At 64.0% G+C, this 14,029-nt stretch carries 9 protein-coding genes and 1 riboswitch; of the genes, 6 read left to right on the forward strand and 3 right to left on the reverse strand.

Features of this window, described 5'->3' with window-relative positions:
* Positions 1–27 precede the first annotated feature (27 nt).
* Entirely contained in the window at positions 28–789 is a 762-nt protein-coding gene (gene ugpQ / locus GWC77_RS10670; protein ID WP_173256875.1) for a glycerophosphodiester phosphodiesterase, read from the forward strand.
* A gap of 54 nt (positions 790–843) precedes the next feature.
* On the opposite strand, the gene GWC77_RS10675 is transcribed toward ugpQ, so the two are convergent.
* Together GWC77_RS10675 and GWC77_RS10680 are read right to left on the reverse strand one after the other, a co-directional pair.
* Entirely contained in the window at positions 844–1,221 is a 378-nt protein-coding gene (locus tag GWC77_RS10675; protein WP_173256876.1) for a YqjD family protein, read from the reverse strand.
* Between the two features lie 263 nt (positions 1,222–1,484).
* Complete coding sequence (locus GWC77_RS10680) at positions 1,485–2,210, reverse strand: OmpW family protein (RefSeq protein ID WP_173256877.1); 726 nt, start codon at positions 2,208–2,210, stop codon at positions 1,485–1,487.
* 182 nt (positions 2,211–2,392) lie between these two features.
* On the opposite strand from GWC77_RS10680, the gene GWC77_RS10685 reads away from it, so the two are divergent.
* The 4 genes from GWC77_RS10685 to thpR all read left to right on the forward strand — a co-directional run bounded on the left by GWC77_RS10685 (position 2,393) and on the right by thpR (position 10,336).
* Positions 2,393–3,109 (forward strand): transposase, encoded by a 717-nt coding sequence (locus GWC77_RS10685; protein ID WP_173256878.1) that lies wholly within the window; start codon positions 2,393–2,395, stop codon positions 3,107–3,109.
* Positions 3,110–3,455: 346 nt separating this feature from the next.
* The gene (locus GWC77_RS10690; RefSeq protein ID WP_173256879.1) at positions 3,456–8,156 is read left to right on the forward strand and encodes a glutamate synthase-related protein; all 4,701 of its coding nucleotides are present in this window, start codon (positions 3,456–3,458) and stop codon (positions 8,154–8,156) included.
* Positions 8,157–8,240: 84 nt separating this feature from the next.
* Positions 8,241–9,707 (forward strand): glutamate synthase subunit beta, encoded by a 1,467-nt coding sequence (locus GWC77_RS10695; protein ID WP_173256880.1) that lies wholly within the window; start codon positions 8,241–8,243, stop codon positions 9,705–9,707.
* 32 nt (positions 9,708–9,739) lie between these two features.
* Positions 9,740–10,336, forward strand: a complete 597-nt coding sequence (thpR, locus tag GWC77_RS10700) for an RNA 2',3'-cyclic phosphodiesterase (protein WP_173256881.1) — start codon at positions 9,740–9,742, stop codon at positions 10,334–10,336.
* 20 nt (positions 10,337–10,356) lie between these two features.
* Here thpR and GWC77_RS10705 read toward each other — a convergent pair whose 3' ends face one another.
* On the reverse strand, positions 10,357–12,120 hold the full coding sequence (locus GWC77_RS10705; protein ID WP_173256882.1) for an ABC transporter ATP-binding protein/permease: 1,764 nt from the start codon (positions 12,118–12,120) through the stop codon (positions 10,357–10,359).
* Between the two features lie 363 nt (positions 12,121–12,483).
* A riboswitch (TPP riboswitch) is annotated at positions 12,484–12,616 on the forward strand.
* 133 nt (positions 12,617–12,749) lie between these two features.
* On the opposite strand from GWC77_RS10705, the gene GWC77_RS10710 reads away from it, so the two are divergent.
* Positions 12,750–13,952 (forward strand): FAD-dependent oxidoreductase, encoded by a 1,203-nt coding sequence (locus GWC77_RS10710; RefSeq protein WP_173256883.1) that lies wholly within the window; start codon positions 12,750–12,752, stop codon positions 13,950–13,952.
* The last annotated feature ends 77 nt before the right edge of the window (positions 13,953–14,029 follow it).

The raw sequence follows: 14,029 nt of genomic DNA on the forward strand, positions 1-14,029 counted from the left end.
GTTGGCTTCAGGAGGCGCAATACGAAGATGACGACTGGACTGAACGGTTGGCCTTACCCGCGCGTCGTCGCGCATCGCGGTGGCGGGACCCTCGCACCCGAGAACACGCTTGCGGGTATCGACACAGGTGCTGCGCTTGGGTTGAAGATGATCGAGTTCGACGCGAAGCTCTCGGCGGACGATGTCGTCTTTCTGCTGCACGACGACACGGTGGACCGGACCTCCAATGGTCATGGCGCCGCCGCGCGCATGGACTACGCTCAGATCGCCGCGCTCGATGCCGGAAGCTGGTGCGATGCGCGCTTCGCGGGCGAATCGATGCCGACGCTGGCGCAGGTGGCACAGCGCTGCGCGCGCCATGGGCTGATGGCAAACATCGAAATCAAACCCTGCGCGGGACGCGAGATCGAAACGGGGCGGCGCGTGGCGACCGAGGCGGCGAGGCTGTGGGCCGAGTCCTCGCCTCCGCCGCTCTTGTCGTCGTTTTCGATTCAAGCGCTGGCGGCCGCCCGCGATGCCGTAGCCGTGCTGCCGCGCGGGTTGCTCGTGGGAGCCGTGCCTGCCGAGTGGCGCACGCTCGCCGCGGAGCTCGGTTGCGTATCGCTACACGCGGATCAACGCAAGCTCGATGCGGCGCTCGTCGCCGAAATCAAGTCTGCGGGGCTCTTCATCCTGGCCTACACCGTGAACGATCCGGCTCGCGCGCGAGCGCTTGCCGAGTGGGGAGTCGATACGCTCTGCACCGACCGGATCGATTTGATCGGGGCGGATTTCTTCGACCGCAACTGAAGGACGCGGTCCGGCGCGCGAGTCCCCGGCGCGGGCGTCTCGCGCGTGTCCCGCTCAGCGCGAGCGGGCCATCAACCAGCCCGTGATCAGGGCGAGGCCGCCGACCACGGCGACCGTCTCCCACGGGTTCTCGCGTACGTAATCGTTGGCACCGGAAATGGCGGTCGCGGCGCGGGCGCGAATGGTATGTCTCGCGCCATCGAGCCGCGAGCGGGCCGCATCGAGACGTTTTTTCATCTGTTCGCGCAACTGGGCGACATCGGCCTGCGTGCCGTCGGCAAGTGCCTCTTCGAGTTCGGAGAGCAGCTCTCGCATTTCCGAGCCGATGTCCTCGGCTGCGTTTCGACTATGCCGCGCGATACGGCGTGCATGACGGCTGGCGCTCGTCCATGATGTATCCAGCGCGTCTCGCGTATTCGGTAGCGTGTTCATGGTCGCTCCGTGAGCATGATTGACAGGGTGAAGGTACCCGCGTTCCTGTTTCGAATGGCGGGAAAGCCCTTGTTCCGCAACTTCGATGCCAAGCCGCCTCGGACGGGCAACGCCCTTGTACTCCGGTCGCCCGGCCGTCACGCCGAGCGGCAAACGTGCGACGAAAATCGGGTAGAAACGTCAGCGCAGTGCAATACCGGCGGTTGAAATTACAACGCCACCGGTCCGGTGGCGTTGCGAGCGAAGGGTCGAGTTGGACTATGCTAAAAGGCGTAGCCAATCTTCGCGAAGGTGACGATCGGGTTGAGCTTGATCTTTGCTTGCGTATGGGCAGTCAAACCAAATGGCCCGACGTTGGTCGTAGTGAGGTCGGCAGTGACGCTGACCGGAATGTACGACACGGATACCCCTGCAAACCAATGCTTGTTGAACGAGTAATTGAAACCGGCGTTGAAAACGGGCGCCCAGGAACGATCCGTCGAGACGGAGGTCGGACCTCCGTGCAAGACGGCGGATTGGAACGCGCTGTTGGTGATTTGCGCGTCGGTGAACCAGACGCGCGTCACGCCCACGCCGAGGTACGGGCGGAACTTGTCATCGGGCTTCCGGAAGTTCCATTTGACGAGGAGGGCGGGGCTCCACTGGCGCGCGCTGCCAAGCTTGCCGAACTGGGAAAACGAGCCGGCCCCTTCGATGTTGAATTTCGGAGGGATGCCGACTTCGAGCTCGGCTGCGAGGTGATCCGTGATGAAGTAGCCTACGCTCAAGCCGAGCGTATCCGATTGGTCGATCGAGGCGCCGGTCCCCGCCACCGGTCTGTTGACGGGGGCACCGCCGATGCTGACGATCTGCAGTGGATCGCTCGAACTTTGAGGAGAAAAATGGAACCACCCGGTTGCAGCGTAGAACGTTCCGGCCGATTGCGCGTGTGCAGCCGTTGCGCACGCGAGTGCGGCAACGGCCCCCGTAATGGCCTGTTGTAATTTCATATGTCTTCCTCCATAAAAGGCCCGCCTATTATGAGTAGAAGGTTTCATACAAACCAAGCGCGCGCGCTAGAGCATTCTCCCTAAGCGTTGCGTGCTCGCGGCACAAGTCGCATTCGGCCGTTGCGAACGCTTGCGCGGCGCTTCGCCTTCGGGTAATCACCAACGAACTCACGGAATCCAGCATGGCACGGCTTGCACGTCTTTACGTCCCTGAACAGCCGCAGCACGTCATACTGCGCGGCCTCGATCAGCAGCCCGCCTTCGTCGACGAACAGGACTACGAGTTGTTCGTCGATTGCCTGAAAGCCGCGTCGCGCGATCATCGCCTCGCGGTTCACGCTTATGTGCTGATGCCGGGCGCGGTTCAACTGCTCGTCACGCCGAGCGACGAATCGAGCTTGCCCAAAGCGATGCAGGCCGTCGGCCGGCGCTACGTCGCGCATTTCAATCGCCGCTACGCGCGGCGCGGCACATTGTGGGAAGGGCGCTATCGGGCGACGGTCATCGAGGGCGAGCGGTACTTTCTGCTCGCCAGCCGGGTGATCGAGCTTTGCCCCGTGCGCGAGCATCTCGTCACGGCGGCCGAAGATTACCGATGGTCCAGCTACCGGCATCACATCGGACTCACCGTCGATAGCCTCGTCACCGATCACCCGCTTTATTGGTCGCTCGGCAATACGCCGTTCGAGCGACAGCGCGCGTACAAGGACCTGTGCGAGCAGCCGCTCGACGAGCGCGAGGCGAACGAGCTTCAACAGGCCACCTTGAAAGGATGGGTGCTCGGCGGAGACACCTATCGGGAGTGGGCCGCGCGCGCCGCGAATCGCCGCGTTTCACCGTTGCCGCGCGGCCGGCCCAGGAAGGTCCGCGAAGCCACTCCGCATAAGGCGCAGCAGTAGCGCTGGTTGCCGCGTCACCGCTTGGCGCCAGGGGCCGACCGGCCGCGCGCAGTGGCGCTGCGGTCTGGGGCGAGCCCGCAAGCACGCGAAAACGGCAGGAGATGCCGTTTTCTTTTGCACCGATTTGATGTGGAACCAATAAAAAGGCACCAACCGAGTGCGCCGCACAAATTAGTTCCATATCAAGCGATTTTTGTTGCTATTCCTTTGATTCGTCGCGTATATTCCGATTTCCGGCGGTTCGGGGCAGGCATGCCCATCGGCGGCGCCCAGTGCGTTGCCGCAGGAACCGAGAGAAGCCCTTATGCGAACGGCCAAGCCCGGCCCCCCAATAGACGGTGTCCCCATGAACGACCAGCAACCGATTCTTTCGGTCCCCGCCGCCCAGGGTCTCTACGATCCGCGCAACGAACACGATGCCTGTGGCGTCGGTTTTGTCGCCCATATCAAGGGCCAGAAGAGCCACGAGATCATTCAGCAAGGGCTCAAGATTCTCGAGAATCTCGATCACCGGGGCGCGGTGGGTGCCGACGCGCTGATGGGCGACGGCGCCGGCATTTTGATCCAGGTACCGGACGCCTTTTATCGCGAGGAAATGGCTCGCCAGGGCGTGACGCTGCCGCCGGCGGGCGAGTATGGCGTCGGCATGATCTTTTTGCCCAAGGAACACGCCTCGCGGCTCGCTTGCGAGCAGGAGCTCGAGCGCACGGTCAAGGCGGAAGGTCAGGTGGTGCTCGGCTGGCGCGATGTGCCTGTCGATCACGCAATGCCGATCTCGCCGACCGTCAAGGCGACGGAGCCCGTCATCCGCCAGATTTTCATCGGTCGCGGCCGCGACATCATGGTGACCGACGCGCTCGAACGTAAGCTCTACATCATTCGGAAAACGGCGAGCCACCGTATCCAGGCGCTCAAGCTCAAGCACGGCAAGGAATACTTCGTGCCGTCGATGTCGGCGCGCACGGTCGTCTACAAGGGCTTGCTGCTCGCGGGCCAGGTCGGCGTCTACTACCGAGACCTTCAGGACGAGCGGGTCGTTTCGGCGCTTGCGCTCGTGCACCAGCGTTTCTCCACGAACACGTTCCCGGCGTGGGAGCTTGCCCACCCGTACCGGATGATCGCGCACAACGGCGAAATCAACACGGTCAAGGGCAACGTCAACTGGCTCAATGCGCGCACCGGCGCCATTGCGAGCGCCGTGCTCGGCGACGACCTGCCGAAGCTCTGGCCGCTGATCTATCCGGGCCAGTCCGACACGGCATCTTTCGACAACTGTCTCGAACTGCTCGTGATGGCGGGCTATCCGCTCGTGCACGCCATGATGATGATGATTCCGGAAGCGTGGGAACAGCACACGCTGATGGACGAGAACCGGCGCGCATTCTACGAATACCACGCGGCGATGATGGAGCCGTGGGACGGCCCGGCGGCGATCGCGTTCACCGATGGGCGGCAGATCGGCGCGACGCTCGACCGTAACGGATTGCGTCCGGCGCGCTACATCATCACCGAGGACGACCTCGTCATCATGGCGTCGGAGTCGGGCGTGTTGCCGATTCCCGAATCGAAGATCGTCAAGAAGTGGCGTCTTCAGCCGGGCAAGATGTTCCTCATCGACATGGAACATGGCCGCATCATCGGCGACAAGGAACTCAAGGACAACCTCGCCAACGCCAAGCCGTACAAGAGCTGGATCGACGCGGTGCGCATCAAGCTCGACGAGATCGAGCCGAAGCCCGAGGATGTGGCGACGGAACGCCGCGAAGCCGCGGCCCTGCTCGATCGGCAGCAGGCGTTCGGCTATACGCAGGAAGACGTCAAATTCCTGATGGCGCCGATGGCGCAGCAGGGCGAGGAAGCGGTCGGCTCGATGGGCAACGACTCGCCGCTCGCCGTGATGTCGAACAAGAACAAGACGCTCTACCACTATTTCAAGCAGCTTTTTGCGCAGGTCACGAACCCGCCGATCGATCCGATCCGCGAGAACATGGTCATGTCGCTGGTATCGTTCGTCGGACCGAAGCCGAACCTGCTCGACACGAACAACATCAACCCGCCGATGCGCCTCGAAGTGTCGCAGCCCGTGCTCGACTTCAAGGACATCGCGAAAATCCGCGCGATCGATCAATACACGGGCGGCAAGTTCAGCTCGTACGAGCTCAACATCTGCTATCCGGTGGCCTGGGGCAAGGAAGGCATCGAGGCGCGGCTCGCCTCGCTTTGCGCCGAGGCGGTCGACGCTGTCAAGTCGGGCTACAACATGCTGATCGTCTCCGATCGGCGCGTGGACCGCGACAACGTCGCCATTCCGGCGCTGCTCGCGACGGCGGCCATTCACACGCACCTGGTGACGCAGGGGCTGCGTACGAGCACGGGTCTCGTCGTCGAGACCGGTTCGGCCCGCGAAGTGCATCACTTCGCGCTGCTCGCCGGCTACGGCGCCGAAGCGGTTCATCCGTACCTCGCGATGGAAACGCTCGCGCAGTTGGCGCAAGGCATGAAGGGCGATCTCTCGCCCGAGAAGGCCGTCTACAACTTCACGAAAGCGATCGGCAAGGGCCTGCAAAAGGTCATGTCCAAGATGGGCATCTCCACCTACATGTCGTACACGGGCGCGCAGATTTTCGAGGCGGTCGGCCTGGCGAGCGATATCGTCGAGAAATACTTCAAGGGCACGGCTTCGAAGGTGGGCGGCATCGGACTTTTCGACGTGGCCGAGGAAGCCATTCGCCTACATCGCGACGCATTCGGCGACAACCCGGTGCTCGCGACCATGCTCGACGCGGGCGGCGAGTATGCCTATCGGGTGCGCGGCGAAGACCACATGTGGACCCCCGATGCGATCGCGAAGCTCCAGCATTCGACGCGCAGCAACTCGTATCAGACCTACAAGGAATACGCGCATCTGATCAACGATCAGACGCGCCGTCACATGACGTTCCGGGGGCTGTTCGAGTTCAAGGTCGACCCGTCGAAGGCCATTCCGATCGACGAAGTCGAATCGGCCAAGGACATCGTCAAGCGCTTCGCCACAGGTGCCATGTCGCTCGGCTCGATCAGCACGGAAGCGCATGCGACGCTTGCCGTCGCGATGAACCGCATCGGCGGCAAGTCGAACACGGGCGAGGGCGGCGAGGACGAGAACCGCTATCGCAACGAGCTGCGCGGCATTCCGATCAAGAACGGCGATACGCTCGCTTCGGTGATCGGACCGGAAGTCGTGCGCGACATTCCGCTCAAGGATGGCGACTCGTTGCGCTCGAAGATCAAGCAGGTTGCGTCGGGCCGTTTCGGCGTGACGGCGGAGTATCTCGCATCGGCCGACCAGATCCAGATCAAGATGGCGCAGGGCGCCAAGCCCGGCGAAGGCGGCCAGCTCCCCGGCCACAAGGTCTCCGAGTACATCGGCAAACTGCGTTACTCGGTACCCGGCGTGGGTCTCATTTCGCCGCCGCCGCACCATGACATCTATTCGATCGAGGATCTGGCTCAGCTCATTCACGACCTGAAGAATGTCAATCCGTCATCGAGCATTTCGGTCAAGCTCGTATCGGAAGTAGGAGTCGGTACGGTCGCCGCGGGTGTGGCCAAGGCGAAAGCCGATCACGTCGTCATCGCCGGCCATGACGGAGGCACCGGCGCATCGCCGCTTTCGTCGGTCAAGCACGCCGGCACGCCGTGGGAACTCGGCCTCGCCGAGACCCAGCAGACGCTCGTACTGAACCGGCTGCGCGGGCGCATTCGCGTGCAGGCCGACGGCCAGATGAAGACGGGCCGCGACGTCGTGATCGGCGCGCTGCTCGGCGCCGACGAATTCGGCTTCGCGACGGCGCCGCTCGTCGTCGAGGGCTGCATCATGATGCGCAAGTGCCATCTGAATACCTGCCCGGTTGGCGTCGCGACGCAAGATCCGGTGCTGCGCGCGAAGTTCCAGGGCCAGCCCGAGCATGTCGTCAACTACTTCTTCTTCGTGGCGGAAGAGGTGCGCGAAATCATGGCGCAGCTCGGCATTCGCAAGTTCGACGAGCTGATCGGTCGTGCCGACCTGCTCGACATGAAAAAGGGCATCGAGCACTGGAAGGCGAAGGGGCTCGATTTCTCGAACGTGTTCTATCAGCCGCGCGTGGCGGCAGAGATCGCGCGCCGCCATGTCGAGGAGCAGGATCATGGCCTCGCGAAGGCGCTCGATCACACGCTGATCGAGAAGGCCCGTGCCGCGATCGACAAGGGCGAGCACGTCTCGTTCATTCAGCCGGTGCGCAACGTCAACCGCAGCGTCGGTGCGATGCTGTCGGGCACGATCGCGAAGAAGCACGGTCACGACGGACTGCCCGACGATACGGTCCATATCCAGCTCAAGGGCACGGCCGGTCAGAGCTTCGGCGCATTCCTCGCGCGCGGCGTCACGCTCGATCTCGTCGGCGACGGCAACGACTATGTCGGCAAGGGCCTCTCCGGCGGACGCATCATCATTCGCCCGACGAACGATTTCCGCGGCAAGTCCGAGGAAAACATCATCTGCGGCAACACCGTCATGTACGGTGCGATCGAGGGTGAGGCCTATCTGCGCGGCGTCGCGGGCGAGCGTTTTTGCGTGCGTAACTCGGGGGCGAGCGCCGTCGTCGAGGGCACGGGCGATCACGGCTGCGAATATATGACGGGCGGAACCGTCGTCGTGCTGGGCGAGACCGGCCGCAACTTCGCGGCAGGCATGTCGGGCGGCGTGGCGTTCGTCTACGATCCCGACGGCACGTTCGCCGCCAAGTGCAACAAGTCGATGGTCGCGCTCGAGCCGGTGCTGCAGCAGGCCGAGCAGGAGCGCACGGTCGATCGCGCGCTCTGGCATACGGGCGTCACCGACGAAGCGTTGCTCAAGGGGCTCGTCGAGCGCCACTTCCAGTTCACCGGCTCGACGCGCGCGAAGTCGTTGCTCGAGGAGTGGGATACCTCGCGCCGCCACTTCGTGAAGGTCTTCCCGACCGAGTACAAGCGCGCACTGGGCGAACTGGGTGCGAAGAAGGCCGCCAAGGAAGCGCTTGCGGCATGAGGCTCGGAGGCTTGGGCCTCGCGTGTTGCGAGGCCGGCCGAACGATGAATTGAGTACGACGACCAAGATTAGAGAAGAGACCCCATGGGCAAGGCAACCGGTTTTCTAGAGTATCAGCGCCTCCACGAAGCGTACGAAGCGCCGCTCGCGCGTTTGAAGCATCACAAGGAGTTCGTGCTCGCGCTCAGCGACGAGGACGCGAAGATTCAGGGCGCACGGTGTATGGACTGCGGCATTCCGTTTTGCAACAACGGCTGCCCCGTGAACAACATCATTCCCGACTTCAACGATCTCGTTTATCGCCAGGACTGGCGGCAGGCGATCGAAGTCCTGCATTCGACCAACAACTTCCCAGAGTTCACCGGACGCATCTGTCCGGCACCTTGCGAAGCGGCTTGTACGCTCGGCATCAATGCGGATCCCGTCGGCATCAAATCGATCGAGCACGCGATCATCGACAAGGCGTGGGCGGAAGGCTGGGTCGAGCCGCAGCCGCCGAAGGAAAAGACCGGCAAGAAGGTTGCCGTGGTCGGCTCCGGGCCGGCCGGCCTGGCGGCTGCGCAGCAGCTCGCCCGCGCGGGGCATGACGTGACGGTGTTCGAAAAGAACGATCGCATCGGCGGGTTGTTGCGCTATGGCATTCCCGATTTCAAGCTCGAAAAGTGGCTGATCGACCGTCGCATGCGCCAGATGGAAGCCGAAGGCGTGACGTTCCGCGCCAATGTCTTCATCGGCAAGGACCCGTTGCCGTCTCACATCGGCAATACGGCCAAGGAGACGATTACGCCCGATGAGCTGAAAGAGCGCTTCGACGCCATCGTCGTGGCCGGTGGCTCCGAAACGCCGCGCGATTTGCCGGTACCGGGGCGCGAGCTCGCCGGCGTTCATTTCGCGATGGAGTTTCTGCCGCAGCAGAACAAGGTCAACGCCGGCGACAAGGTGGCGGACCAGATCAGCGCGAAAGGCAAACATGTCATCGTGATCGGCGGCGGCGATACGGGTTCCGATTGTGTCGGCACCTCGAACCGTCACGGCGCGAAGAGCGTGACCCAGTTCGAGCTGCTGCCGCAGCCGCCCGAAAACGAAAACAAGCCGCTCGTCTGGCCATACTGGCCGGTCAAGCTGCGGACTTCGTCGTCGCACGAAGAGGGTTGCGAGCGCGATTGGTCCGTTGCGACGAAGCGGCTCGAAGGCAAGAACGGCAAGGTCGAGAAGCTTATCGCAGCGCGTGTCGAATGGAAGGACGGCAAGATGCAGGAAGTGCCGGGTTCGGAGTTCGAACTGAAGGCCGATCTCGTGCTGCTGGCCATGGGCTTCACGCAGCCCGTCGCACCCGTGCTCGAAGCGTTCGGCGTCGAAAAGGATGCGCGCGGTAATGTGCGCGCGGCGACGGAAGGCGAGCGCGCCTACTATACGTCGGCGGACAAAGTGTTTGCCGCCGGCGACATGCGCCGCGGGCAGTCGCTCGTCGTCTGGGCGATTCGCGAGGGCCGGCAATGCGCACGCTCGGTCGACGCCTACCTGATGGGCAGATCGGATCTGCCCCGCTGACCGGGAGCGCGCGCTCGTCGCGCGAGAAAGCGATGCCCGTTGCGCCCCGTGCGGAGGAAGCGGACTGGCATCGCACCTTTATCGCACTCGTGCCCGACGCGCGGACCCGCAGTGCGTGGGATGAGGTTCGCATCGGCGAAGCTGCGGCCGGGCGCCGCGTTGCGGCGGATCAGCTGCATATGACGCTGGCGTTTCTCGGGTCGATCCCGCGCGAGTCCGGACAGGCGCTCGCCGCGGGGCTCGCCTCGACCGTGACTGCGCTTGCCGCGCTGAAGGTCGAGCGTTTCGCGTATTGGCCGAATCCCGCCCATCCCCGCCTCGCGGTGCTCACGTTCGAATGTCCGCCGCCGCTCGTCGAGTTGCAGGCGAACGTTCGGGAGCTCGTTCGCAGCCTCGGTCTGCCCATCGACGATCATCGCCCGTTTCGTCCGCACGTCACGCTCGCGCGCTTGCCGCGCCATAGCCAGCCGGTATCGCCCGAAGCCGTGCTCGCGGGGGAACGGTCCGCTCTCGCATTGCCGGCGTCGCGTTTCGCCACCCTGATGCTTTACTCGAGCACGCTCGAGCGCAGCGGCGCGCGGTATCGGCCGCTCGCGGCTATCGCCGTACCGGCGGCATCATCCGATTGAGGCAGGCCGTCGCGGACGCGTCATGCCACCGCCCGCTCGCCCGCGCGCTCGATGAAAAGCGTCCGGTTGTGGAAACCCGCGATGGACTCGCGATGCGCGACGCTGACGATCGCTGTTTTCGGCAGACGCTCATTGAGTAGCCGATAGACATGCGATTCGTTGTCGGGATCGAGGGCGCTCGTTGCTTCGTCGAGGAACAGAAAATCAGGTTTGTGCAGCAGCACGCGTGCGGCCGCGAGCCGCTGCTGTTCGCCGGGCGAGAGCACGCGCGTCCAGTGCGCCGATTCGCCGAGGCGATCGCCGTAGCTTTCGAGCCGGCAACTGGCGAGTACCTCGCGGCAGGCTTCGTCGCTGAATGTGTCGGCCGAGGCCGGGTACGTGAGCGCGGCTTTCAGTGTGCCGATGGGCAGATAGCTTTGTTGCGGCAGGAACATCGTACGCGCGCCGACCGGTACGTCGATACTGCCCTCGCCGAAGGGCCACAGCCCCGCGAACGCGCGCAACAGCGTGCTCTTTCCTGCACCGGATGGGCCGCGCACGAGCCAGCGGGCGCCCGGCTCGACGACGATGTCGCCGATCGCGGCGAGTGGCGTGCCGTTCGGCAAGGCCAGTTGGAGATCGTGCGTGGTCAGGGCATTCTCGTCGACATAGTGCAGATTGATGCCGCCATGTTCGGTGCCGGGCGAGACCGATTCGCGCAGATGCGTGCTTTGAACGATGCGGCTGAATTCGCGCAACCGGTTGACCGTGGCGCGCCATTCGACGAGCGACGCGTAATTGTTGATGAACCACGAGAGGGAGCCGCTGACCGTGCCGAAAGCGTCCGCAATCTGCGTCAGCACGCCGAACGTGAACGCACCGGCGAAATAGCGCGGCGACGCGACGATGTATGGAAAGATGATTGCCGCCTGCGTATAAAAATTGGTGACGAAATTCAGGCGCCGCGTGTACGTCATGATCCGCCACCAGTTGTCGCGGATCCGGGTGAAGACATTCTGTGCGTTGCTTTCTTCCGTACGAACGCCGTTGTACAACGCAATCTGCTCGGAGTTCTCGCGCACACGGATCAGTCCGAAACGAAAGTCGGCTTCGACACGCTGCTGCTGGTAGTTGATCGAAACCAGCGGGTGTCCGACCTTATGCATCACGTACGAACCGCCGATCGCATAGATGGCGGCCATCCATACCATGTAGCCCGGTATGGTCCACGTCGAGCCGGCCAAATGGAAGCTCAGCGCGCCGCCGATCGTCCACAGGATGGTGATGAACGAGAATAGCGTGACGACGGTCGACAGGAGTCCGAGCGACAACTCGAGCGTATTCGTGGCAAACGACTGGAGATCGTCACTGATCCGCTGGTCGGGGTTGTCGGCGAGCCGATCGCGTTCGATCCGGTAGAAGGCGAGTTCGCCGAGCCAGCCCTTCAGATAGCGGGTCGTCAGCCACTGCCGCCAGCGAAACTCGAGCATCTGCCGCAAGTACGTACGATAGACGGCCAAGGTGATGAAGACGAAGGCCGCGACGGTGAACTGCATCAGCAGTGTCCAGAAGTGCGGGCCATCTTTGGCCACCAGCGCGTTGTTGAACTTCGCGTACCACTGGTTGATCCAGACGTTGAATCCGACGATCGTCAGGTTGATGACGATGATCGTCACCAACAAACCCCATGCGGCTTTCCAATCCTCCGAGACCCAGTACGGTTTGATCAGCCCCCAAGCCGATGTCGAAGAGGGCGGGAGCGGCGTGTCGTCGCGCGAGGGTACGGGATTGAGGGACGCATTCATAGATTTTCCGAACGGTAACGGAGTAACGGAGTTTCCGGATCAGTTGCGCTAACCGACGGCAGGCGTACGTGCGTCGAGCATGCACGGTACGCGGTTCGCCGCGGATTGTTGCGCGGAGCGCTTAAGCGAGTCTTAATCGACGGGTGTGGCGCGCGGTGCGTCGTGCGGTGCGTCACGGCGTGCGAACGCCTGCCTTGCGCCGATCGACTGCAGCGCGCCACGGCATGCCGCGATCGGACATTGTGCCAGAGAGCGGTGAGCGGACCTTTCGCGCAGCTTGGGCGCTCACAAAAAGGGCTCGCTCGCGGCACTGCGTCGCTGCGCCTCGTTTGCGGCCGCTCGCGCTTTTATGGTCTAATGGGCGCGACGAAACAGGGGTGCTTCGCTGGAAGTGGATAGGGTCCCGGTAGGTGGGACCGTTTCATGGCGAGGCTGAGAGAGACCCTTCGCACCCGATCCGGGTAATACCGGCGCGGGAAGTTTCAGGAATACGCTTTGGCGTGGGATGTCCGTATCGCGCATCTCTTTCTCCGCCGGAAGCATCGGACGCACCGATGCCGCCGGCCGGCCTCACCCGCCGGTTTCGTCCTTGGGTACGCGCAGTTCGTCGTACGGAAAGGATCGATCCGATGACCGCTCAATCTTCAATCGTAGTTTCACCCATGCCCGATGTCGCCGTGCTCGGCGGCGGACTCGTGGGCCGGCTCGTGGCCTGGCAACTCGCGGGCGACGGATACCGCGTCGCGCTCTACGAGCGCGGCGACGCGGCGGGCACGGCTTCGGCGGCCTGGGTCGCCGCCGCCATGCTGGCGCCGTTGGCGGAAGCGGCGAGCGCGGAGCCGCTCATCGTCGAGCTCGGCCAAGCCTCGCTCGACGCATGGCCGCGGGTTCTCGCCGCGCTGCCGGCGCCCGTCTTCTTCCAGCGCAACGGCACACTCGTGGTCTGGCACCGCAACGACCGCGCCGAAGCGGCGCTGCTCGAGCGGCGCTTGCAGGCCAATGCGCCGGGCACGCTCGCGTCCGGCAGCCATGTGACGGCGCTCGATGCGGCGCAGCTCTCGGCAGCCGAGCCGGCGCTGGCCGGACGGTTCGCTCAGGGTCTGTTGCTGCCCGACGAAGGCCAACTCGACAACCGCCAGACGCTCGCCGCACTGGCGGCGGGTCTTGCGGAGCGCGGGGTCGACGCGCACTGGAATACGGTCGTCGACGATGAGTCGCGGCCGCCGGCGGGCGTGACGATCGATTGCCGGGGGCTTGGCGCGAAGGCAGTCTTGCCCTCGCTGCGCGGCATTCGCGGGGAGGTGGCGCGAGTCCATGCGCCCGGTATCGCACTGACACGGCCCGTTCGCATGCTGCATCCGCGCTATCCGATCTACATTGCGCCGAAAGAGCATGGCCTGTTCGTGATCGGCGCCACTGAAATCGAAGGCGAGGACCGCTCGCCGATGAGCGTACGCTCCGCGCTCGAGCTGCTGAGCGCGGCGTTCGCCGTGCATCCGGGTTTCGGCGAGGCGCGCATCCTCGAACTGAACACGCAGTGCCGTCCCACGCTGCCCGATCACCGCCCGTCGATCGTCTGGGACGGTGCCGCGACGCTCGCCGTCAACGGTCTTTACCGGCACGGCTACATGATCGCGCCCGAAGTGGCGGGCGCGGCGGCTGCGCTTGCCGCCGCGCTGCTGACACGCCGGATCGCCGATGCACAAGACTTTGCGCAGTGGCGCAGCGAAGCGCGCTGGGCACCGATGCTGCATCTGGCGGGCGAGCGCGCGCACGGCGCTTGCGAACTGGGCGCGATGACGCCCGCCTCATCGTGCAGTGTTCGGCGCTAATCGGCACTGATGGCGCCGCGTCTTCGCGCCCGTGGCGGCGTTGCAAATCCTCGCGATGCCACCAGGCATCGCTGCGG

Origin of the sequence: Paraburkholderia sp. NMBU_R16 (genome assembly GCF_013282575.1) — a bacterium.
Taxonomy (GTDB): domain Bacteria; phylum Pseudomonadota; class Gammaproteobacteria; order Burkholderiales; family Burkholderiaceae; genus Trinickia.